We start from the raw sequence: 20,461 nt of genomic DNA, 5'->3' as shown, positions 1-20,461 counted from the left end.
GGCAACAACCTACATAAAGAATTTCACGGCCTGCTGGAGGGTGGTACCGACGCCCCATAACAGCGGCACGCTCACCGCCAGCCAGCTTACGGTTAACAGCAGCGTGGACGGGCGGGGCTCCCACGTGAGCTGGGCATCCTTGTTGATGGTATACAGTCCTTTCGCCTGCTGCTGCTGTTCCGCGGTCATCGCATGCTCTTCCGTCAGCGGACGCACCAGCTGATTACAGATAAAACCCAATACCAGCAGGCCGGTCAGGACCATCAGCGTAATATCGTAGACGCGCTCGGGCGAGACCCCGTGCGTCAGCTGATACTCGCGCAGATAGTTCACCAGAACCGGGCCGCTGATCCCCGCCGCCGACCAGGCGGTTAACAAGCGTCCATGAATCGCGCCCACCATTTGTGAGCCAAAGACGTCGGCCAGATAGGCGGGAATACTGGCAAAGCCTCCGCCGTACATCGAAATGATAATGCACATCGCGCAGACATACAGCGCGATATAGCCGCCGTGATTCACCAGCGGCAACGTGCCGTACAGCACGGCGCCCAGGCAGAAAATGATCGCAAAGGTCATTTTGCGCCCGCACAGGTCGGATACCGATGCCCAGAAAAAACGTCCCAGGATGTTAAACAGGCTGAGCAGGCCGGTAAATCCTGCGGCCATGGTTGCAATGCGTTTCAGCTGCTCGCCGTTCAGCTCATGCCAGCTGAGATCGAGCGACAGCAGTTTACCGGCAAAGATCTCCTGCAGCATCGGCGAGGCCATACCGAGAATGCCGATCCCCGCGGTGACGTTGAGCCACAGCACCATCCACAGCAGCCAGAACTGCGGAGTGCGGCAGGCAACGCGGACGTGCACCTGGATCGTGGGATTATTGCGAATCGTTTTTTGCGCCTTCTCACCCGAAGGATGCCAGCCCATGGGCGGCAGGCGATAGCCAAAGGTACCGGCGAGCATAAACAGCGCATAAATCGCCGCCAGCGCCAGAATGCTTTGCCATACCCCGTTGCCGGCCGGACCGGCGAAGTAATTCATCAGACCGTTTGCCAGCGGCGCGCCCACCAGCGCTCCCCCGCCAAAACCCATAATCGCCATCCCGGCCGCCATTCCGCGCTTGTCAGGAAACCAGCGCAGCAGCGTCGAAACCGGTGAAATATAGCCCAGTCCGAGACCGATTCCGCCGATGACCCCGGCCCCCAGCCACAGCAGCCACAGCTGATGGAAATAGATAGCGACGCTGGATAGCAGCAGGCCGCCGCACCAGCACAAGGTGGCAATAAAGCTCACCAGCCGCGGTCCAACCTTCTCAAGCCAGCTGCCCCACAGCGCCGCCGAACAGCCGAGAAAAACAAAAAATAGCGTGTAGGTCCAGCCCAGCATGGAGATTTTCCAGTCGCAATCGCGGGTAAACAGCTGCTGCCAGAACGACATCGTGGCGGGGCATTGCAAGGACGCGCTTCCTCCTATGAGCTGCGACATAGGCAGCCAGTAAACGGAAAACCCATAGGCCATACCTATACAGAGATGAACCGCCAGCGCGGCCGGTGGCACCAGCCAGCGGTTAAAGCCGGGCCTGGCGATGATACGGGGTTTCGCGAAAAAATCGCGGAGGGGAGAGACCGGTGCGGTCGCGATGTTTTCATTCATTTGCGCCATTTTCCTGTCCTTTTTATCGATATTGGCCGACGAATGCTGCGGTCGGGGAACGTAGATAAAAGGCAAGAACGGTGCCATTTGATTAAATTGTGTACAAAAATGGCGACTGAAGCGAGCAAGCTCCGCCGAACGGCTGAGGCGAAAAGCCCGCCACCGGCGACGGAGGCACCGCCTGCGATAAAATCGCCGGGCGCGCTATTATTTTGATAAACGGCGATCTCAGAGTGATACGCGGTGCCGGGTGGCGAGGGCGCGTACCGGCCTGCTCGCCCGCCGCACGTTAGCTTAAGGTATCAATCCATTCGCTCTGGCGCGGGTTCTGCCGACGATAGCAGTGTACCGACACCGCCAGCTGCGTCAGGTCGGTGAAGACCATCGGATCGAGCTGAATATGCTTTTTAATCTGCTGCAGCCGGTAGGTGAGCGTATTGCGATGAATCCCCAACAGCAGCGACGTTTTGCCCGGCTCGGCGTTATTGGCAATAAAGCTGCTGAGGGTATCCAGCAGCACTTCGCCGGAATCATGCTCAAGCAGCTGGCGTACGTTATTGATGAAAAAATTGACCATATAGCTGTCTTCCAGCACCCGGAACAGGCAGAGCATCGCCATTTCGCGAAAGTAGTAGATCTGCCGCTGCGGCTGCACTTTGCTCCCCACCTCAATCACCGACCTGGCGAATCGGATGGCCTCGCGAATATCCGGAGCGCTGTCCGCCTGCACGCCAATACCGATATGGTAATGGCTGATCTGATTGCTGAGGACAAACTCGATGCCCCGCAGCAGCGTTTCCTGGGGGTCGCTCAGCGTATTGAGGAGCAATATTTCATTACTGCCCAGCAAAATCACGTCTCTTACCCCGGACAGCTGCGAGAATTCCCGCAGCAGCGTACTCAGTATTTCGCTTAGCTGGTGCTGTTCGACCTGGACGGTTACCACGACCGGCACCAGCGGCGCATCAAAAGCGAAGCCAAGCTCCACCAGGCGATGCAGCGCTTCCTGTCCGGCGGGCGAAGCGCCTTGATCAAGATATTGACCAAACAGGGTATCGCGCAGACGCTGTCGCCAGTTGGTTTCCCGCATCTCTATGGCCTGGCGGACCAGCAGCTCGGCGGTGAGTACCGCCAGTTCAGCATAGCGGCTGATCGCCGCGGGATCGCCGCTGATACCCACCACCATCACCACGCGATCGTCATACATAATGGGATGATTAATACCGGGATGCACATTCTGAAAACGCGCGGCTTCCGCGGTGTTATTAATACAAATGCGTTTACCGGTGCGTATCACCTCACGGGCGATCTCATGCTGCTCGCCGATACGATGCCGTTCACCTGAGGCAATGATCTGTCCATGATGGTCAATCACGTTCACGTTATGATGAATTATCGCCATTGCCCGGGCGACAATTTCATTAGCCAGCGCCGTCGTAATAATCATACAGTTATCCGCTTATGTGCCTCTCCGCGCCGCCCGCTCAGAAAGGTTCGTAGAACATTCTCCGCTGCGTCGGCGAGGAGCTGTTCGCATGTGTTCATCGACTCCGCCAGCGGCATAGGGCGCTGGCAGATAGACCACATCGCGTCAATATGGTGTTGATACAATTGCCGACTGCTCTCATCGCGTCCGCCGCAAAGGGCCACAACCGGTACGCCGTGGCGCGCCGCTTTGCCCGCCACGCCCACCGGGGCTTTACCAAAGGCGCTCTGACGATCGAGCCAGCCTTCCCCGACGATGGTCAGTGCGGCATCGCTAAGATGACGGTCGGCGTTAAGCAGTTCGAGCACCAGGTCAATGCCCGGGCGCAGCGTGGCGCCCGCATAGGCGATCAGCGCGGCCCCCATACCGCCCGCGGCCCCGGCGCCGGGCCGTTCGCTGACGTCGTAGCCGAGCGTTTGCGTAAGTTGCCGACTGTAGTGCGCCATACCCGCCTCCAGCTCCCTGAGCGCCGCCTCATCCGCGCCTTTCTGCGCGCCATACACCCAGGTGGCGCCATCTTCCCCAAGCAGAGGATTTGTGACGTCGCAGGAGGCCTGTATTTCGGCCTGTCGTAAGCGCGGGTCCATGGCGCTTAAATCGATGCGCTGAATATGCGCTAGGTCCTTGCCCGCCGCGGGAACCGGCAGCAGCGTGCCGTCCTCGCGCCAGAAGCGGGCGCCAAGCGCCTGGGCAAAACCGATGCCGCCATCGTTGGTCGCGCTGCCGCCCAGCCCGATAATCAAACGCCGACACCCGGCATCCAGCGCCGCTTTTACCTGCTCACCCAGGCCAAAGCTGCTGGCCTGGCGCACATCCCGCTGCGCTTTCGGCGTGAGCTCCAGCCCACAGCTTTGCGCCATCTCGATAATGGCCCGTTCGCCGGGCAGGATCAGAAACGCGGCCTGTACGGAGAGACCGTAAGGCGAGGCGCAACGCTGCTGCTGCCACCTCGCGCCCTTCAGCTGCGGACTTTCCGCAAGGGCCGAGAGCAGCCCCTCTCCGCCGTCCGACACGGGCATTTCGACCAGCTCCAGCTCCTCGTCAACCCGGCGCAACCCCTGTGCTACCGCTGTGCAAGCGGCCTGCGCGCTACAGCTACCCTTAAACGAATCCAGCGCGATAACAATCTTCATGCGTTCTCCTGCGTTAATGCGCTTTGCGCGGCGTTTTATCGGTGGTCATGAGCTGCAATAACATCCCCAGCAGCGCGCATCCCGCCATGGTAAAGAAGGCGTAGATATAACCCGCCGGATTTTCCCACCCCCCACCGAACTGGATGAGCCAGCCCATAAGCAATGGCGAAATGCCGCCGCCGATAAACATCGCCGTGGTGATAATGCCGTTGGCGGTAGAGGTGGCGCGTTCTTCGGCGGAGTCCGAAGCCATGGCGTAGTAGATAGGCCACACGGCGTTGGCCACCAGGCCAAAAAATAGCTGAATGGCGATAAGGCGCGGCATATTGGTGGCGAAATAGAACAGCGCAATGCCGATACTCATCCACAGACCGCAGACGATCAGAGTACGTTTACGGCCAAAGCTATCGGACAGCCAGGGCCAAATTATCTGGCCCAGGGTACCGGTAAGCGTGAAGATAATACTTAGCCCGGCGGATGCCGCCAGCGACAGGCCGGAGACGTGATAAAGGTACGGCGGCAGCACAACGTTAATGCCCATATAGACTATTTGCGTCAGCAGGGTATTGCCCGCCGTTAGCGAAATATTGCGGTTGCGCAGGGTGCGTAAAAAGGTCTTCATCCCTTCGCCTTTGGCAACATGGCTGCTTTCCTGGGTCGCCGGGCGCGTCATCCCCTGGCTATCGATATGCAGATAAAGCGTGTTGATGCGATCGGCGGTGGAATATTTCGCCCAGAAAATCATCAGCGGGATGGCGACGATCAGCGCCAGCAGGAAGCAGTAGCGCCAGCTGCCTTCGCCAAATGCGGAAAGCACCAGACTTGCCACCACGCCGCTCAGCAGCGCGCCAATCGGATAGCCGGTATGATGCACCCCCAGCGCGAAGCCGCGTTTCTCTTTCGGCCACCACTCTGCGGTGTTGCTGACGCCGACGGGCTCGCCCCAGCCGGCCCCGAGGTTGACGCCAACGCGCAGCAGCACAAAAGCCGTCAGCCCGTGGCTGATCGCTTTAATTCCGGAAAGAAAAGAGAGGGCGGTATAGCCCAGCACCAGCGGTACCTGAAAGCGCGCTCGCTTCCAGCCTGAACCGTAGCGATCGCTCCAGATGGAGCCGGGGATATCCAGCACCGCAAGGGCAACCATAATCAGGGCGACGACGTTGCCCCACTGTTCCGGCGAGAGCGAAAACTCTTTAGAGATGACCGGGCCAAGGCGCAGGATCATCTCGCGATCGTAGGCGTTAAGCACCCAGATTAGCCAGCAAACCAGCAGCGAAACCCAGGAGAAACGATGTATCAGCCGCTTTTTTCCACCTTGTTCGCCGGCAGGCGTGTGATTGATTGTTGTCATAGTCGTGTTTACTCCGCGGCGTCGCGACAGCATGATGCGCGCCGCCTGGTGTCAGGGTCAGAGTCAGTTCGCCGGGTATTATTGTTATCGCGGCGAGCCGGAGGTTGGCTTAGCCGGCAAAACGCCGTTCCGCTACGCCGGTCACGCCCAGGTCGTATAGGGCGAACAGGCTGCCGCGCAGCTGATTATCTTCCGGGAAGCGCGGGAGGGGCGGCTGCGCCATTGAGGTGACGTACAGCACGTCGAGGTTTTCGCCGCCGAACATGACGCTGGTCACTTTTTTCACCGGCATCTCAATGATGCGATCGACCTTGCCCTCCGGCGTGTAGCGCACCAGCTTGCCCGCGTAGACCAGCGCGTTCCACAGATAGCCTTCGCTGTCCACGGTGGCGCCATCCGCCGCGCCGCCTTCGCTGCTATCGACACGGCAAAAGACTCGTTCTCCGGAGAGATCGCCGGTCGCGGTGTTGTAGTCCCAGGCGCAGATTTCGCCCGTCCAGGTATCGGCAAAATAGAACGTCTCGCCGGAGGGGCTCCAGCAGGGGGCGTTAGAGACGATGATATTTTTCTTCAGCACGTGCAGCGACAGATCGGCGTCCAGGCGATATAGCGCGCCGCTCGGCTCCTCTTCACGCATATCCATCGATCCAAACAGAAAACGTCCCTGACGATCGACTTTGCCGTCGTTGAGCCGGTTAAAGGGTCGGTCCGCTTCCGGATGGTGCAGTAGCGTCAGCTCGCCGCTGGCGAAGTCGAGCAGATGCACGCCATTCTCTAGCGCCACCACCGCGCCTTCGCCGTTCTGGCGCAGGGCGAACGAGCCAATTTTCTGCCGCACGTCCCAGCTCTTAATCGCGCCGCCCTGCGCGTTACAGGCGAACAGGCGCCCGTCGAGGCTGTCCACCCACCAAAGACGCTGCTGTTCAACATCCCAGACCGGGCTTTCGCCGAGTCGAGTTTTTAAATCCAGTAAGACTTCGATGCGCATAAGAACCTCCTGATTACGCTTTTTCACCGTCGGCTTGTTTTGCCGATGCACTGCCGGGGGATGACGAACTTTTGATGAACAGAGACACCAGCGCGCCGACGATCAGTAGCGCGACGGCGAACCATAAGCCGGACGTTGCCGCGCCGGTGCGGTCCTCAAACGCGCCGAGGATAAACGGCCCGAGAAAGCCGCCGCACAGCCCGAGGCAGTTAAGCAAGCCGAAGCTGCCCGCCAGCATATGCCCGCTCATGATCGAGGGGAGCCAGTTAAAGATGATGGATTGCATGGCGAAGAACATGAAAGCGGCCAGCGAGAAGCCAAGCAGCGCCACGCCGTGGCCGGCAATCGCGCCAATGGCCATGCCGGTCGCCATGACCAGATATCCAGCCATCAGCATGCTGCGCGAACGCTGCTCCGTCCGGGCGAAACGCGGCAGCAGGATCCCGCCAGCGGCGGCTGCGATCCACGGGATGGCGGTCAGCAGACCGATCTGCAGCGGAGTAAGCTGGCCCCAGCTACCGATGATCCCCGGCAGGAAATAACTCAGGCCGTAAACTGAAAACTGATGGGTAAAGTAAATCAGCACCAGCAACAAAAACACCCGGGTGGTGAGCGCGGTTTTCAGGGAAAAACGGCTCGGCGTATGGCGCGTCTCCTTGGCTTCTTTCTCCAGCACCGCGTTGATTGCCTCCACGTCGTTGCTGTCCAGCCAGCGGGCGTCGGCAGGTTTATCCGGCAGCCTGCGCCAGACGACGAACGCCAGCGCTATCGCAGGCAGCCCTTCGATAAAGAACATCCACTGCCAGCCGTGCCAGCCGGACATTCCATCAAGGCTTAATAACAATCCGCCCAGCGGCGCGCCGATAATATTGGCCAGGCAGACTCCCAGCAGGAACAGACCGGTGGCTTTAGCGCGCTCTTCGCGGCCAAACCAGAGGGTCAGGTAGTAAATAATGCCCGGATAGAGCCCTGCTTCGGCGGCGCCGAGCAAAAGGCGCATCACGTAAAAGGACGTAGGCCCGGTGACAAACGCCATGCCGCAGGAGATGATCCCCCAGGTGATCATGATGCGGGCGATCCAGCGCCGTGCGCCAATCCGGGTTAAAAACAGGTTGCTGGGGATCTCCAGCACCGCGTAGGTGAGAAAAAACAACCCGGCCCCGAGGCCGAATGCGGTTGCGGAAAGGCCGATATCCACCGACATGGTCGCTTTCGCCATGCCAATATTGGTACGATCAATAAAGCTGATGATGTACGCCACGATAAGCAACGGCATCAAATGGCGGTAGATCTTTTTATGGGTGCGCTGTAGCTGCGCCCCGTTTACCGCCTTTTCATTTATTGCGGACATGGTTATTATTTCCCCGTATTCGTGGTCAGAAGCCTTGCCGGGATCGCGTCGATCCCGTTCGTCAGCTCACAGGTTGTCGCCGGGTGCTGACCCGAACGACGCCCGGCCCGAAGCCCCACTTCGGGCCGTCTTTTCCTAAGCGCCTTCGCGCTCGAACAGCATAGAAATCCCCTGGCCGCCGCCAATGCACATGGTGACCAGACCGGTGCGTGCGCCGCTGCGCGCCATTTCATACATCAGTTTGATCGGCAGGATCGCACCGCTGGCGCCCACCGGGTGGCCGAGGGCGATCGCGCCGCCGTTGACGTTAACGCGGGCTGGATCGAGACGCAGATCGTTCATCACCGCCAGCGCCTGGGCGGCGAAGGCCTCATTGAGTTCAATTAAATCGATGGCGTGAACATCCATATTGAGACGGTCCATCAGGCGTCGGGTAGCGGGAGAGGGGCCAAACCCCATAATCTCCGCGCCGCAGCCGGCGACCGCCCAGCCGCGAATCCGCATGCGCGGGGTTAAGCCGCGCTGTTCCGCCTGCTGGCGGGTCATCATCACCAGCGCGGCCGCGCCGTCGTTAATGCCGGAGGAGTTGGCCGCCGTCACCACGCCGTCGGCTTTAAATGCCGGACGCAGCGCGGCGAGCTTTTCGCGCGGGGTGTCGCGCGGGTGTTCATCGGTCGCGAACAGGCGGGTCGCTTTTTTGCCGTCCGGTACCTCAAGGGCCAGAATCTGCTCGCGGAAGCGATCCTCAGCGATCGCCTTCAGCGCCTTCTGCTGGCTCGACCAGGCGAAATCGTCCATCGCTTCGCGGGTAATACCGAAGCGTTGCGCGACGTTTTCCGCCGTGATGCCGTTGTGATAAGGCCCTTCTGGCCAGGTAAGGATGGAGATCAGTCCATCTTCCAGCTCGCCGTGGCCCATGCGATAGCCATCGCGCGCTTTGCGCAGGTAGTAGGGCAGCTGGGTCATATTTTCCGTTCCGCAGGCGACGACCACCTCGGCCTGGCCGCTTTGCAGCTGCATCATGCCGTCCGCCAGGGCCTGAAGCCCGGAGCCGCACTGGCGGTTAACCGAATACGCGGTGCTCTCCTGCGGGATCCCCGCCCGCAGCTGGCAGATGCGGGCGATAAAACCGCTTTCGGCGATTTGCCCGACGTTGCCGACGATCGTTTCATCGATATCCTGCGGCGCAAGCCCGGCGCGGGCGATCGCTTCGCGAATAACCGCTGCCCCGAGATCGTGCTGGTGGGTATGCTTAAGACTGCCGTTAAACGTGCCAATAGCGGTACGCACGCCGCTGACAACCACAATATCATTAGCCTGTGTCATCGTTTTTCTCCTTACAGCACCATGCCGCCGCCGACGTTAATGACTTCCCCGTTGATATAGCGCGCGGCGTCGGACGCCAGAAACGCCACGCACTCGCCAACGTCTTTCGCCTCCCCCGCGTAGCCCGCAGGGATCTTGTTGATCATGATTTGCCAGACGTTTTCCGGGACGCCGCGCGTCATATCGGTATCGATAAAGCCCGGGCAGATGGCATTAACCGTGACGCCTTTTTTCGCCAGTTCGCGGCAGGCGGTTTTGGTCATCCCCACCACGCCGGCTTTTGACGCCGAATAGTTGGTTTGTCCGACGTTGCCAAGCCAGCTGGCGGAAGCGATATTGATAATGCGGCCCGCGCCGCGCTCGCGCATGCGGATGGCGGCCTGCTGCATACAGAGAAAAGTGCCCTTCAGATTGACAGCGATCACCGTGTCCCAGTCCGCTTCGGAGAGTTTGTGCAGCATGGCGTCGCGGTTGATTCCGGCGTTATTCACCACAATATCCACCGGGCCAAACGCCTCTTCGGCCTGGGAAAACAGCGCTTCGACCTGCGCTTTTTCACCGATATTGCAGCTGATAAACAGCGCCTGTGCGCCCGATTCGCGCAGGGACGCGGCGGCGGCTTCGCCGTGCGTGTCGCGATCGGCGATGATCACGCGCGCGCCTTCCCTCGCAAGCACCTGGGCAATGCCAAAGCCGATACCGCGCGCGGCGCCGGTAACAATGGCGGTTTTACTGGCAAGTTTCATAGCTAATTTCCTTATGAGTCAGAGGATGAATTCCGGGACAGATGTTCCGCGAGGCCGCAGGGCTGCGGGGTGAACAAGCGGCTGTCCATAACCTGAAGATCCGCGGCGATCGCCGGACGAAAATCCATATGCGCCAGGATGTCGCGCTCAAGATCGATACCGGGGGCGATTTCCGTCAGCACCGGCCCCTCCGGGCGCAGTTCGAAAACCGCCCGTTCGGTGACGTAATGCATGGTTTGTCCTTTGGCGCGGGCCAGCTCGCCGTTGTAGGAAACCTGATTCACCCCGGCGACCAATTTGCGTACCTCGCCTTCGCGGCGGATATGCAGGGCCCCTTGTTCACAGGCGATCTCCAGCCCTTTGGCGGTAAAAGAGGAGCAGAACACGACGTGGCGGGCATTCTGGGTGATATCGATAAAACCGCCCGCGCCGGGGCAGGATGCGCCGAGCCGCGTGGCGTTGACGTGGCCGTGCGGGTCCATCTCGCCGGCGCCCATAAAGGTGATATCGACCCCCGCGCCGTTGTAATAGAGCATTTGATCCTGGTGGCTTATCATCGCGCTCAGGTTACGACCGATGCCGAAATCAACGCCGCCCGCCTGCTGCCCGCCGTAGATCCCAGACTCCACGGTGATGGTGACCTGCTCGCCGAGCCGTTCTTCGTGAATGATGGCGCCAATAACGTCGTTAGGAATGCCGGTGCCGAGATTGATGACGCAGCCGGGCGTCAGATAGCGGCAGGCAATCCGCCCGATAAGCTTGCGCAGGTCGAGCGGCAGCGGCGCGTTCTGCGCGGCGGGCAGCTGGATATCGCCGCACAGCGCCGGATCGAAGTCCCAGCTGGAGGTCTGGCGGTGATCCATCTGCGGCTCTTCGCACACCACAATGGCGTCGATCAGGTTGCCGGGAACGATGATGCTTTTCGGATGCAGCGAGCCTTTCGCCACGCGATATTTCACCTGCGCCAGCACCTGCGCCCCATAGCGTCTGGCGGCGAGAACCGCGTGCAGAACTTCCAGCTTCATCACCTCTTCATCGGTCGTGAGGTTGCCCTCTTCATCAGCATGGGTGCCGCGCACAATGACCACGTCCAGAGGAATGGCCGGGTAGAACAGATATTCGTCGCCGCGAAACGTCACGTGCTCGATCAGATCGGGCCGTTCGCGGGTGCGGGCGTTCATCCGCCCGCCTTCCATGCGCGGATCGACAAAGGTACCGAGCCCGACGGGGGAAAGCCGCCCGGTAAGCCCGGCGGCCATCGCGCTATAGAGATGGACGATCTGCCCCTGCGGCAGGCACCAGGCTTCCACTTCGTTGTTGTTGATCATCGCCATCCAGCGCGGCGCCAGGCCCCAGTGCGAGCCGATAAGCCGCGTTACCATACCCGGGTGGGCGAAGTGCTGGATGCCGCGCTGGCGATCGCTTTGCCCAGCGGCATGCAGCAGCGTCAGGTCGCGCGGTTCGCCAGCAGTCAGAAAGCGCGCTTCGATAGCGCTTAAAATGGACTCCGCCGCGCCGATAAGCGTCATCCCGACGGTGCAGACGGTGTCGCCGCTGGCGACCCGCTGGGCCGCTTGATGGGCGTCGATAAATTTGCTGCTCACTTTTTATCCTCCGTTGATAGCGTGATGATGGATTCCGCGAGGCGCGTTTTGAGCTGTTGTTTGCTCACTTTTCCGTTATGGGTGCGCGGTAAAACGCGGGTGAAAATAATGCGCGCCGGCAGCTTAAAGCGGGCGATTTTGACCTTCAGCCAGCCGAGGATCTCTTCGCTGGTCAGGTGGTGCTGGCCGTCCGGCACGATAAACGCCACCGGCTCTTCGCCATAGATCGGGCTGGGGGTCGGGATGACGGCAACTTCCCGCACTCCCCGATAGGTAGAGAGAATGTTTTCCAGCTCCAGCGAGTAAATCTTCTCTCCGCCGCGATTGATCATGTCCTTGCTGCGGTCTTTTATGTACAACCAGCCTTCATCGTCGAGATAGCCCAGGTCGCCGGTACAAAACCAGCCCTGCGCATCGCAGCTCGGGCGTCGTTCGCTGTGCTGCCAGTACTCGCGGATCACCACGTCGCCTTTTAGCCAGATATGCCCGATTTGCCCGGCGGGGAGGAGCTGCTGGCGATCGTTGCGGATCGTAATGGCGAGGCCGGGGATCGCCTGGCCCGAACTGCCGCATTTATCGCTGCCCCAGACGTCGCCCGGAAAAATCGTCGCGGGTGAGGTCGTTTCGGTGAGCCCGTAGATCGGCTGAATCGCCGTATGCGGGAACAGCGTTTTTAACTCGTTGATCAGTCCATCGCTCAGGTGGCCCGCGCCGCAGGCAATCGTGCGTAACGCGGGGAAATCGCCAGGATGACTGGCGCTCTGCTCGCGTGCCGCCTGGCAGAGAAGGATAAAGATGGTTGGCGAGCCGTGCAGAAAGGTAATGTTCTGTTCGCGCAGGGTGCCGATCACCTGCGGGGCGTTGAATCGGTGCTGCAGCCAGATGCTCGCGCCGAGGCTAATAAACAGTGCCAGCAGCGCCGACAGGCCGGTGATGTGATAGATAGGTACCGCCAGAATGGTGCTATCCGCGGCGGTGAGATTCAGTTTTTGCGTATAGGCGTCAATCGCGCAGAGCAGGTTATTGTGCGTGATAATCGCCCCTTTCGGCTCTCCGGTGGTACCGGAGGTGAACATCATCACCGCCGTATCGTCGCGGTTAACCGGGACCGGCTGGCGGGTCAGCGGTTCGGGAAGGGGGAGCGCCTGCCATTCGCTGAGCGAAACCGCGCGCGCGTCGGGGGTGTTTTTCAGCCAGTCCTGCACGGTCGCATCGAACAGTACGACCCGCGGGGCGATATGGCCCACCAGCTCCTCGCTTTCGGCCTGCTTAAGCTTCGTGCTGAAAGGCACCACTTCGATGCCCAGACCAAGCGCGGCAAAAAGGACTTCGCAAAATGCGGGATGATTCCCCCAGGCCAGCAGGATTCGATCGCCTTTGCGCAGCGACCAGACCTGGTCAAGCTGCGCCATCGCTCGCTGTACCCGCAGGTGAAAATCGCGGTACAGATAGCGCCGATCCTCAAACGCCAGCGCCAGGGCATCCGGGCTGCGGGCGGCGCTGTGTCTCAGGGCCTGGTACAGATTCTGGAAGTCGGCGGAGGTGCTGCTCATTTGTCTCTCCTGATATTGCGTATTGACTGGAAGTAGTCTGGGGAAATTCAGAAGAGGAAATTGCCGAATGGCTCACAATAGAAAATCAACAAAACAGAAGCAATTTTGTAACATTGCACAATAGGCAGGAGAGGTCGGGTGGGGGGGGCGAAAATCTGGAAGCAGGCAGGCTTTTGTAAAGCCTGAGGAAGCCCGCTTTTAGACCCGTGTTAACCGGGCCTAAAAGGGAGAAGAGGATCAGGCCGGCCGCTTAGCGCTTAAAGGCATCGAACTCGAGCCGTTCGCCATCGGGGCCGCGAATAAGCAGGAAGCGCACATTTTCTTCTTCAATCGGCCCTTCATCGAGCGGATAACCGAGCGCCGCCAGCCGCTGCTGCACCGCATCCAGGTCGCTGACTTCCAGCGCCAGATGATCGATACCGCAGCGAGGGGCGTCAAAAGGCGTTCCTTCGGGAAGCTGGTACAGCTCGAGGACGGCGCCCGCCATTTCAAGAAACGCGACTTCAATAGCGCCCTGCGGCGACGGTTTGCTAAACCGCTGCTGGCGCTGAAAGCCCAGCGGTTCATAGAAGGCTAGCGAACGCGTTAAGTCGCTGACCTGATAGCCAATATGAGCAATCGTGTTGATCAGTTCGCGCATGTTATACCCCCTTACGCACGCACCAGAAACCGTAGAAAGCGACATACACAAAGCACACAAGTGGGGCGATAAAGGCGATTTGCATATTGCCGCCGTTCATATCCGAGATAATGCCCATCACCAGCGGAATAACGGCCCCGCCGATAATCGACATCACCACGATCGAGCCTGCGGTCTGGGTATCTTTCCCCATCCCTTTGATGACCAGACCAAAGTTTGTCGGCCAGCATGGCGCCATACAGAAGCTGACCAGAATGAGCGCATAGACCGCCAGCATTGAACTGCTGAATACGGCAACCAGTAAAAGGGCGGTGGCGGCCAGGGCAAAGGTACCGAGCAGCAGCGCCGGATTCAGGCGGTTCATCAACCAGGTGGCCACCGTTTTACCCACGGCGTAAATCACCAGAGAAGCCAGCAGCCAGTAGGTTGCGGAGTGCTCGCTGGTGCCCTGCTGCACGAGCTGCACAAAGCGAATCGTGAAGCTCCATACGCCAACCTGGGCGCCGACGTACAAAAACTGCGACAGGATCCCGAGGCGAAAGCGCGGGATGGCAAACAGGCGTTTCAGCGTAGGCCCCATGCTTTCCGTCGGGAGCTGCTGCTGCTGAGAGGGCGTGCCCTTGCACGACGGGAATTTAATAAACACGAACACCAGCGCCAGCACCACCAGCACGGAGCCGATAATCAGATAGGGCCCGACCACCTGGCCGACCATCTGATGGCGCGCGGCGTCCGCGGCGGCGGCGGGCATCGCCAGCAGCTGTTCATGGCTCGGATCGTTTTCGCCGAAGACCATCACCTGGCCAATCAGCACGCCGGAAATCACGCCCAGCGAGTTGAAGATCTGCGAAAAGTTAATGCGCTGGGTGGAGGAGTGGATCGGGCCCAGCAGGCTGGAGTAGGTGTTTGCCGAGGTTTCCAGAAAAGAGAGTCCGCAGGCGATCACCCCCAGGCAGGCGAGGAACGCGCCGTAGGTCATGATCTGCGCGGCCGGGACGAACAGGAAACAGCCGAGGGCGTACAGGCACAGCCCAATAATAATCGCCGCTTTATAGGAATAACGCTTAATCAGCGCCGCCGCAGGCAGGGCGACAAAGAAGTAGCCGAGGAAAAAAATCGACTGCACCAGCGCCGTCTGGGTATCCGTTAAATCGAAGCCCTTTTTAAACTGGGCGATCAAAATATCATTCAGGTTGCCCGCCATCCCCCAGAGCGCAAACAGGCAACAGACCAGTAAAAATTGCAGCCAGGGGGTGTGCGGTAAATACGCGCTGGCGTCCAGTTTTTCATTGTGGACCGCCGCTTTATCGACCTTATCCGTGATTAGCGTACTCATTGAGCTATCCTCTTAATGGTTTTTATACAGTAGGGTTTAAGCCATTTCATAATCAGAGGCGGCACGTAAAAGCCGTTCTCGTGCCTCCTGGTAATCCGGTAAAGATGATGCGCCCTGCTTTTCGACGCTGACGGCGGCGTAGGCCGCCGCAAATCGGGCCGCGCTATGCAGCGGCTCGCCGCAGGCCAGACGCGCCGCTAGCGCGCCGTTAAAGGCATCGCCCGCGCCGGTGGTATCGCGGGGATGAGAAGGAAAGCACGGAATAGGGGATTTCACGCCCTGCTCGCTCAGCAGGGCGCCCTTTGCGCCGAGGGTGATAATGACATTGCGCGCGCCCTGAGCATGCAGCGCATCGGCGGCCTCGGCCGCGGCCGCCAGAGAGTCAACCCGGCGCCCGGTCATTAACCCGGCCTCCGTCGCGTTCGGCGTGAGCAAATCCACTTTGCTTAGAAAGGCGTGCTCAACGGGCTGCCAGGGAGCGGGATTAAGCACCACGAAGGCCCCGGCTGCTTTCGCGGCGTCAACGACCTGTTCAATGGCGGAAAGATTATTCTCCAGCTGAACCAGCACCACATCTGCGCAGCCGATAGCGGGAATGCAGCCGGCGATTTCATCATCGGTCACCGTCATATTCGCGCCGGGGTCGACGGCAATCATGTTTTCGGCATCGTTGCCGGCCACATAAATCAGCGCATTGCCGGTGGGGACCTCTTCGGCGACCAGCAGCGTCACGGCGTTAAACCCCACGCTCTTCAGATGACGACGGGCAAAATGGCCGAAGGTATCATTGCCAATCTTGCCGATATAGTGGACATTCGCCCCCGCTTTTAGCGCGGCGGTGGCCTGGTTCGCCCCTTTTCCGCCGGCGCTGGTCATGCTCCCGCAGGCCACTAACGACTCGCCCGGCACCGGGAAGCGCTCCACTCTGGCCACCATGTCGAAATTGAATGAACCAAAAACACAGACTTTTCCTGACATCATTCGCTCCTTTATACGTGCTCGGGGGAGTGCAGCGCGGCGGACAGATCGCGGGACATTTTTTCCCAGGCCTGCTCGAGCGGCATATCCGGGCGGAATAAACCGCTGCTGCCCATCACTAATACCTGCGCCCCGGCTCCCAGCAGCTCACGGTAGGTGTTGCGGTTGCATGAGCCGTCGACTTCCAGCAAGAAGTTGAGGCTGCGGCTCTCTTTTAGCTGATGAAGCTGCGCGATTTTGGCGGTCATTTCGGGAATAAACGGCTGACCGGCATAGCCCGGATCGACGGTCATCACCGTGACCTTATCGAGCAGATGCAGATAGTGCTGGATGCTCTCAACCGGCGTGGCGGGATTAAGCACCATCCCCACCTCTTTCCCCGCCTGGCGAAGCATATTGATGACCCGAAAAGCTTCGCGGCAGATGGTTTCCGGATGCAGGGAAATGGCGTCTGCTCCGGCTTCTATCAGCGCCGGGATAAACGGGGCGGGCTCTTCGACCATCAGGTGGACATCGATGGGAAGCGACGTATAGGGCCGAATCTGCGCCACAAAGCTGGCCGATAGCGCCAGGTTTTTCACATAGTGCCCGTCCATCACGTCGACGTGCAGCCTGTCGGCTTTGCCGTTTAAAAAGCGCAGCTGTTCCGCCAGCTTCATCATGTCCATACACATGAGCGAGGGAGAAAGGTAATAACGCATAAGGCCTCTTTTATTCCGGTAGTGGCTGATTTCAGGCAAAGTCTGGCCCTGCCGCGGGAAGCAGCGTTTCGACAATGCGCGTAGTCACCGTCACGTCATGACGGCGTACTCAGGCGATCTGTAGCCCGACGTTATGCCAGGTCATCTCTTTTTCCAGCAGCGGATCGACAAACTTTTCGGTGATTAAACAGTCCAGCTCGCCCAATCCGCCGATCCGCGCGACGCCTGTTCGCCCCAGCTTGCTGCCGTCGACCAATGCCACGGTCTGACGGGCGGCCAGCATCATCTGTTTCAACAGGGCGGCGTGGGCTTCCGTACCCGCATATAAACCGCTATCGCGCTCCAGCCCCTGGCAGGAGAAAAAGAGCGTATCGACGGCGTACTCGCGCAGCGTTCGTGAGGCGGTTTCACCGAAGAATGCCTCCTCGGTCGGGGAAAAATCGCCCCCCAGTCCCACGAGATGCAACGAGCGTCTGCTCATCAGCGTTTGCAAGATGCGGATAGAGGGCGTGATAACCGTTAGCGTCATCTCCGGCATCTGCCGGGCCAAAAACCAGCTGGTGCTGCTGCCGTCCAGGACGATGGTCTGTCCCGGCTGGAGACACTGCAGCGCTTTGCGGGCAACGCGCATTTTTCCTTCGCTGTGCAGCAGCGTTCTCTGCTGAAAGCTTCCCTGGCTATCTTCGACCGGCAGGGCGGGCGACGCCGCTCGGATCGCCGGCAGCGGGTTCTCCGCCGCCAGCGCTCCGCCATGGCTCCGATTTAAAATCCCTTTCCGTTCCAGCTCGCTCAGATCGCGGCGAATCGTTTCCCTGGAGACCCGAGTCGCTTGCGCAATCTCATTCACCCGCATCACGCCGCGTTGGCCCAGCAGTTCAACAATCAAACGATGACGTTCCAGCGGCAACATAGCTCTCTCCTGAAGTACATAATCAGATTACCTTTCCCTTGCGTAGGGCGTTGAGACCTCCGGAATATCCGGCGAAGGCGACCTTTTTGTCGCTGGCCAATGTGACAGCGTACGCATTTTGGCGTCATATCCGGCAGCGGTTTCGCTCTCTCGCCCGTTATTCAGGCATAAACAAAAACAAACAAAAATAAATGCAATATTGCCTTTGCGCCCGTTTATGCCCGTTTACGCCCGTTCATCAAGGGCATCGCTCATTTCTCGTCTGCTAATTAAAAGCAAATGAAAATAAAAAAATGCTAATTTGATCACGTTATTTTCATTTTATGCGTTTTTAAATGGATTTAAGCCGTTTAAGAGCATTAAATGAAAGCAACTAAAAACAAAGAGCAGGATAAAACCATGAATGAAACAACCCGTCGTTTTGCACGTTTAGTCGACCTGAGCGCAGTCCAGGCCACCAGTACCGAGGCGGACGTTCGCGCCTGCGCCGAGCTGGCAGCCCGATACAACATTATTTCCGTCCACGTTCTGCCCTGCTGGACGCGTTTTCTCAGTACGTTGCTGCCGCAGCAGGGGACGGGAGAGGTGATGATTGGCGGGCCGGTCGGCTTTCCCGGCGGCGGGCATGCGACTGACACCAAGGTTCAGGAAGTGCGGCAGCTGATTGCCGATGGCGCCCGCGAAGTGGATATGGTGGTGAATATCGGCAAAGTGTTATCCGGCGATTATGACTATGTGCGCGAAGATTTGCGCCGTGTGGTGGACGCCGCCGCGCCGGTACCGGCGAAGGTGATCCTCGAAACGCACTATCTCAATGAGGAGCAGATCCGCCGCGTGTGCGATATCGCCGTAGAGGTGGGGATGAAGTGGGTCAAAACCTCCACCGGCTGGGCGCCGACCGGCGCGACGGTGGAAAAAGTCAGCATTATTGCCGACCAGCTTAAAGGACGAATCGATATCAAAGGCGCCGGGGGGATCCGCGATCTGGCAACGGTGCGCGCCCTGTACCAGCTTGGCGTCCGCCGCTTTGGCATGAGCCATGGCGCGGTCACCAAGGTGCTGGCTGAACTGGAGCAGCACCCGGAACGCTTTCCCGAGCTGAACGCCGATTAAACTGAGAGACCGCGGGCCTGATGGCCCGCCTTAAGACGTCACCGGAGTCAGTGATGAAAGATAAAATACTCACGATTGATGTTGGCACTGGCAGTACCCGCGCCGCTCTTTTGCGCGTTGACGGCACGATGGTAGGCTTTGCGCAAAGAGAGTATGAACAGACCACGCCGCGTGCGGGTTGGTCAGAACAGGCCCCGTCTTTATGGTGGCAGGCCGCCTGCGACTGCATACGCGAGGTGCTTTACCGCTATCCTGAAACGGCTGCGCAGATTGCGGTTATTGGCGCCTGCGGGCAGATGCACGGCACCGTCCTGCTGGACGATCGCGGCGAGCTGGTGGAGGACAGGGCGCTGCTGTGGAATGACAAGCGCAGCCAGCCGCAGGTGGAAGCTTTTACCGCGCGCGAAGGGCGGGAAACGTGGCTGGCGCATTTAAATAATCCGCCCGCGGCGGCCTGGCCCGCTTTCAAATTAGCCTGGTGGCGTGAACATCATCCGGAGCGCTGGCCAAAGCTCGCCAAGGTGTTGATGCCGAAGGACTATATTAATTTCATGCTGACCGGCGCCCTGGCGACCGACTATAGCGAGGCGTCCTGCTATTTCCTGATGGACAGCGAAACCCGCGCCTGGTCTTCGCAAGCCTGCGAAACGTTTGGCCTGCGGGTCGATCAGCTACCGGACCTCAAACTTTCCAGCGACATTATCGGCCAGGTAACCCCACGCGCCGCCGGCCTGACGGGCCTGCCGCCAGGGATCCCGGTGGTTGCCGGTACGTCGGACATGGCTGCCTCTCTGCTGGGCTCGGGAGTATATGAGCCGGGGATGGCGTCCGACTCCACCGGCACGTCGACGCTGATCACCGTAGTGTCGCCGCGGCCGTTACGCCACCCGCTGGTCAATAACCTTCATCTGGCTAACGCGGCCTGGGGCGGATTTACGATTCTCGACGCCGGCGGCGATGCCGTCCGCTGGGCGCGGCTGGCGCTTGCCGATAACCAGATTACCCACCCGCAGCTTTTGCAGGAAGCTGCGGCGGTGCCGGCCGGTGCGGAAGAGCTGCTCTTTCTTCCCTATCTGACGGGAGAGCGTCTGGCCGAACACACGAACTCGCGGGCGCAGTTCTTCGGCCTGCAGCGCAAGCATCGCCGCGGTCATTTATTCCGCGCGATCCTGGAAGGGGTGGCCTTTGCGTCCTGGCGCAATCTGCGCCAGCTGCAGGCGTGCGGGCAATATCCGCAACAAATGATCGCTTCCGGCGGCGGCGCGCGCAGCCCGCTGTGGCTTGAAATCAAAGCCGCGGCGTACAATCTTCCGATATTATCTACGCGCAATCAGGAGAATGGCGTCACCGGATGCGGTATTATCGCCGGGGTTGGCGCGGGGCTGTACGCGGATTTTGCCAGCGGCGTGAGGCAGACGGTGCAGTTCGATAAGCTGATTTCGCCGGATCCCCGTCTGCGGGATTATTACCACGCCTGCAGCGAGCTTTTTGATACGCTCTACCGGCAATCCGCCGCCTTATACGACAGGCTGGATGCCCTGAGCGCAGGACCCGACTGATAAGCAACGGTAAGCCAGCGCCGCGTCGCGCGTAAC

Annotated in this window: 17 protein-coding genes; 2 read left to right on the top strand and 15 right to left on the bottom strand. The window is 59.7% G+C overall.

The window, feature by feature from the left end:
- Positions 1-9: 9 nt before the first annotated feature.
- The 15 genes from BJF97_RS24315 to BJF97_RS24245 all read right to left on the bottom strand — a co-directional run bounded on the left by BJF97_RS24315 (position 10) and on the right by BJF97_RS24245 (position 17,753).
- Positions 10-1,659, bottom strand: coding sequence for an OFA family MFS transporter (locus BJF97_RS24315; protein WP_014226731.1), 1,650 nt, complete (start codon positions 1,657-1,659; stop codon positions 10-12).
- Between the two features lie 280 nt (positions 1,660-1,939).
- Positions 1,940-3,097, bottom strand: a complete 1,158-nt coding sequence (locus BJF97_RS24310) for a CdaR family transcriptional regulator (protein WP_032694027.1) — start codon at positions 3,095-3,097, stop codon at positions 1,940-1,942.
- Entirely contained in the window at positions 3,094-4,269 is a 1,176-nt protein-coding gene (locus BJF97_RS24305; RefSeq protein WP_032694028.1) for a glycerate kinase, read from the bottom strand. Before BJF97_RS24305 ends, BJF97_RS24310 begins: the two co-directional genes overlap by 4 nt.
- A 13-nt stretch (positions 4,270-4,282) precedes the next feature.
- The gene (locus BJF97_RS24300; protein WP_023321586.1) at positions 4,283-5,653 is read right to left on the bottom strand and encodes an MFS transporter; all 1,371 of its coding nucleotides are present in this window, start codon (positions 5,651-5,653) and stop codon (positions 4,283-4,285) included.
- Between the two features lie 76 nt (positions 5,654-5,729).
- Positions 5,730-6,608 carry an SMP-30/gluconolactonase/LRE family protein gene (locus BJF97_RS24295; RefSeq protein ID WP_032694029.1) on the bottom strand — a complete coding sequence of 293 codons (879 nt, stop codon included), beginning with the start codon at positions 6,606-6,608 and terminating at the stop codon, positions 5,730-5,732.
- Between the two features lie 13 nt (positions 6,609-6,621).
- Positions 6,622-7,959 (bottom strand): MFS transporter, encoded by a 1,338-nt coding sequence (locus BJF97_RS24290; RefSeq protein WP_014226725.1) that lies wholly within the window; start codon positions 7,957-7,959, stop codon positions 6,622-6,624.
- Positions 7,960-8,094: 135 nt separating this feature from the next.
- Positions 8,095-9,285: a thiolase family protein gene (locus BJF97_RS24285; RefSeq protein WP_032694030.1), complete on the bottom strand. Its 1,191-nt coding sequence runs from the start codon at positions 9,283-9,285 to the stop codon at positions 8,095-8,097.
- A gap of 11 nt (positions 9,286-9,296) precedes the next feature.
- Positions 9,297-10,031, bottom strand: a complete 735-nt coding sequence (gene fabG / locus BJF97_RS24280) for a 3-oxoacyl-ACP reductase FabG (protein ID WP_032694031.1) — start codon at positions 10,029-10,031, stop codon at positions 9,297-9,299.
- An 11-nt stretch (positions 10,032-10,042) separates the two neighbouring features.
- Complete coding sequence (locus BJF97_RS24275; protein WP_032694033.1) at positions 10,043-11,635, bottom strand: acyl CoA:acetate/3-ketoacid CoA transferase; 1,593 nt, start codon at positions 11,633-11,635, stop codon at positions 10,043-10,045.
- Positions 11,632-13,188: a class I adenylate-forming enzyme family protein gene (locus BJF97_RS24270; RefSeq protein ID WP_014226721.1), complete on the bottom strand. Its 1,557-nt coding sequence runs from the start codon at positions 13,186-13,188 to the stop codon at positions 11,632-11,634. Before BJF97_RS24270 ends, BJF97_RS24275 begins: the two co-directional genes overlap by 4 nt.
- A gap of 250 nt (positions 13,189-13,438) precedes the next feature.
- The gene (locus BJF97_RS24265) at positions 13,439-13,828 is read right to left on the bottom strand and encodes a VOC family protein (protein ID WP_032694034.1); all 390 of its coding nucleotides are present in this window, start codon (positions 13,826-13,828) and stop codon (positions 13,439-13,441) included.
- Between the two features lies 1 nt (position 13,829).
- Positions 13,830-15,164: an L-fucose:H+ symporter permease gene (fucP, locus tag BJF97_RS24260; protein WP_014839471.1), complete on the bottom strand. Its 1,335-nt coding sequence runs from the start codon at positions 15,162-15,164 to the stop codon at positions 13,830-13,832.
- A 36-nt stretch (positions 15,165-15,200) separates the two neighbouring features.
- Positions 15,201-16,142, bottom strand: a complete 942-nt coding sequence (locus BJF97_RS24255) for a ribokinase (protein WP_032694035.1) — start codon at positions 16,140-16,142, stop codon at positions 15,201-15,203.
- A gap of 11 nt (positions 16,143-16,153) precedes the next feature.
- Entirely contained in the window at positions 16,154-16,843 is a 690-nt protein-coding gene (alsE, locus tag BJF97_RS24250) for a D-allulose 6-phosphate 3-epimerase (protein ID WP_032694037.1), read from the bottom strand.
- Positions 16,844-16,952: 109 nt separating this feature from the next.
- A complete protein-coding gene (locus BJF97_RS24245) occupies positions 16,953-17,753 on the bottom strand; it encodes a DeoR/GlpR family DNA-binding transcription regulator (RefSeq protein WP_014226717.1) in 801 nt (266 codons plus the stop codon).
- A gap of 363 nt (positions 17,754-18,116) precedes the next feature.
- Here BJF97_RS24245 and deoC point away from each other — a divergent pair, with 363 nt between their 5' ends.
- Positions 18,117-18,866, top strand: a complete 750-nt coding sequence (gene deoC, locus BJF97_RS24240) for a deoxyribose-phosphate aldolase (protein WP_014226716.1) — start codon at positions 18,117-18,119, stop codon at positions 18,864-18,866.
- Positions 18,867-18,919: 53 nt separating this feature from the next.
- Positions 18,920-20,425 (top strand): xylulokinase, encoded by a 1,506-nt coding sequence (locus BJF97_RS24235; RefSeq protein ID WP_032694039.1) that lies wholly within the window; start codon positions 18,920-18,922, stop codon positions 20,423-20,425.
- Positions 20,426-20,461: the final 36 nt, after the last annotated feature.

The organism is Klebsiella sp. LTGPAF-6F, from assembly GCF_001753185.1.
Lineage (GTDB): Bacteria > Pseudomonadota > Gammaproteobacteria > Enterobacterales > Enterobacteriaceae > Klebsiella > Klebsiella michiganensis.
The sequence above is the reverse complement of the archived record's forward strand: the minus strand, read 5'-3'. Positions and strand labels throughout refer to the sequence as shown.

Coding starts and splice junctions, on each gene's coding strand:
- BJF97_RS24315 (WP_014226731.1), bottom strand. CDS start 1,659: ATGGCGCAAATGAATGAAAACATCGCGACCGCACCGGTCTCTCCCCTC.
- BJF97_RS24310 (WP_032694027.1), bottom strand. CDS start 3,097: ATGATTATTACGACGGCGCTGGCTAATGAAATTGTCGCCCGGGCAATG.
- BJF97_RS24305 (WP_032694028.1), bottom strand. CDS start 4,269: ATGAAGATTGTTATCGCGCTGGATTCGTTTAAGGGTAGCTGTAGCGCG.
- BJF97_RS24300 (WP_023321586.1), bottom strand. CDS start 5,653: ATGCTGTCGCGACGCCGCGGAGTAAACACGACTATGACAACAATCAAT.
- BJF97_RS24295 (WP_032694029.1), bottom strand. CDS start 6,608: ATGCGCATCGAAGTCTTACTGGATTTAAAAACTCGACTCGGCGAAAGC.
- BJF97_RS24290 (WP_014226725.1), bottom strand. CDS start 7,959: ATGTCCGCAATAAATGAAAAGGCGGTAAACGGGGCGCAGCTACAGCGC.
- BJF97_RS24285 (WP_032694030.1), bottom strand. CDS start 9,285: ATGACACAGGCTAATGATATTGTGGTTGTCAGCGGCGTGCGTACCGCT.
- fabG (WP_032694031.1), bottom strand. CDS start 10,031: ATGAAACTTGCCAGTAAAACCGCCATTGTTACCGGCGCCGCGCGCGGT.
- BJF97_RS24270 (WP_014226721.1), bottom strand. CDS start 13,188: ATGAGCAGCACCTCCGCCGACTTCCAGAATCTGTACCAGGCCCTGAGA.
- BJF97_RS24265 (WP_032694034.1), bottom strand. CDS start 13,828: ATGCGCGAACTGATCAACACGATTGCTCATATTGGCTATCAGGTCAGC.
- fucP (WP_014839471.1), bottom strand. CDS start 15,164: ATGAGTACGCTAATCACGGATAAGGTCGATAAAGCGGCGGTCCACAAT.
- BJF97_RS24255 (WP_032694035.1), bottom strand. CDS start 16,142: ATGTCAGGAAAAGTCTGTGTTTTTGGTTCATTCAATTTCGACATGGTG.
- alsE (WP_032694037.1), bottom strand. CDS start 16,843: ATGCGTTATTACCTTTCTCCCTCGCTCATGTGTATGGACATGATGAAG.
- BJF97_RS24245 (WP_014226717.1), bottom strand. CDS start 17,753: ATGTTGCCGCTGGAACGTCATCGTTTGATTGTTGAACTGCTGGGCCAA.
- deoC (WP_014226716.1), top strand. CDS start 18,117: ATGAAAGCAACTAAAAACAAAGAGCAGGATAAAACCATGAATGAAACA.
- BJF97_RS24235 (WP_032694039.1), top strand. CDS start 18,920: ATGAAAGATAAAATACTCACGATTGATGTTGGCACTGGCAGTACCCGC.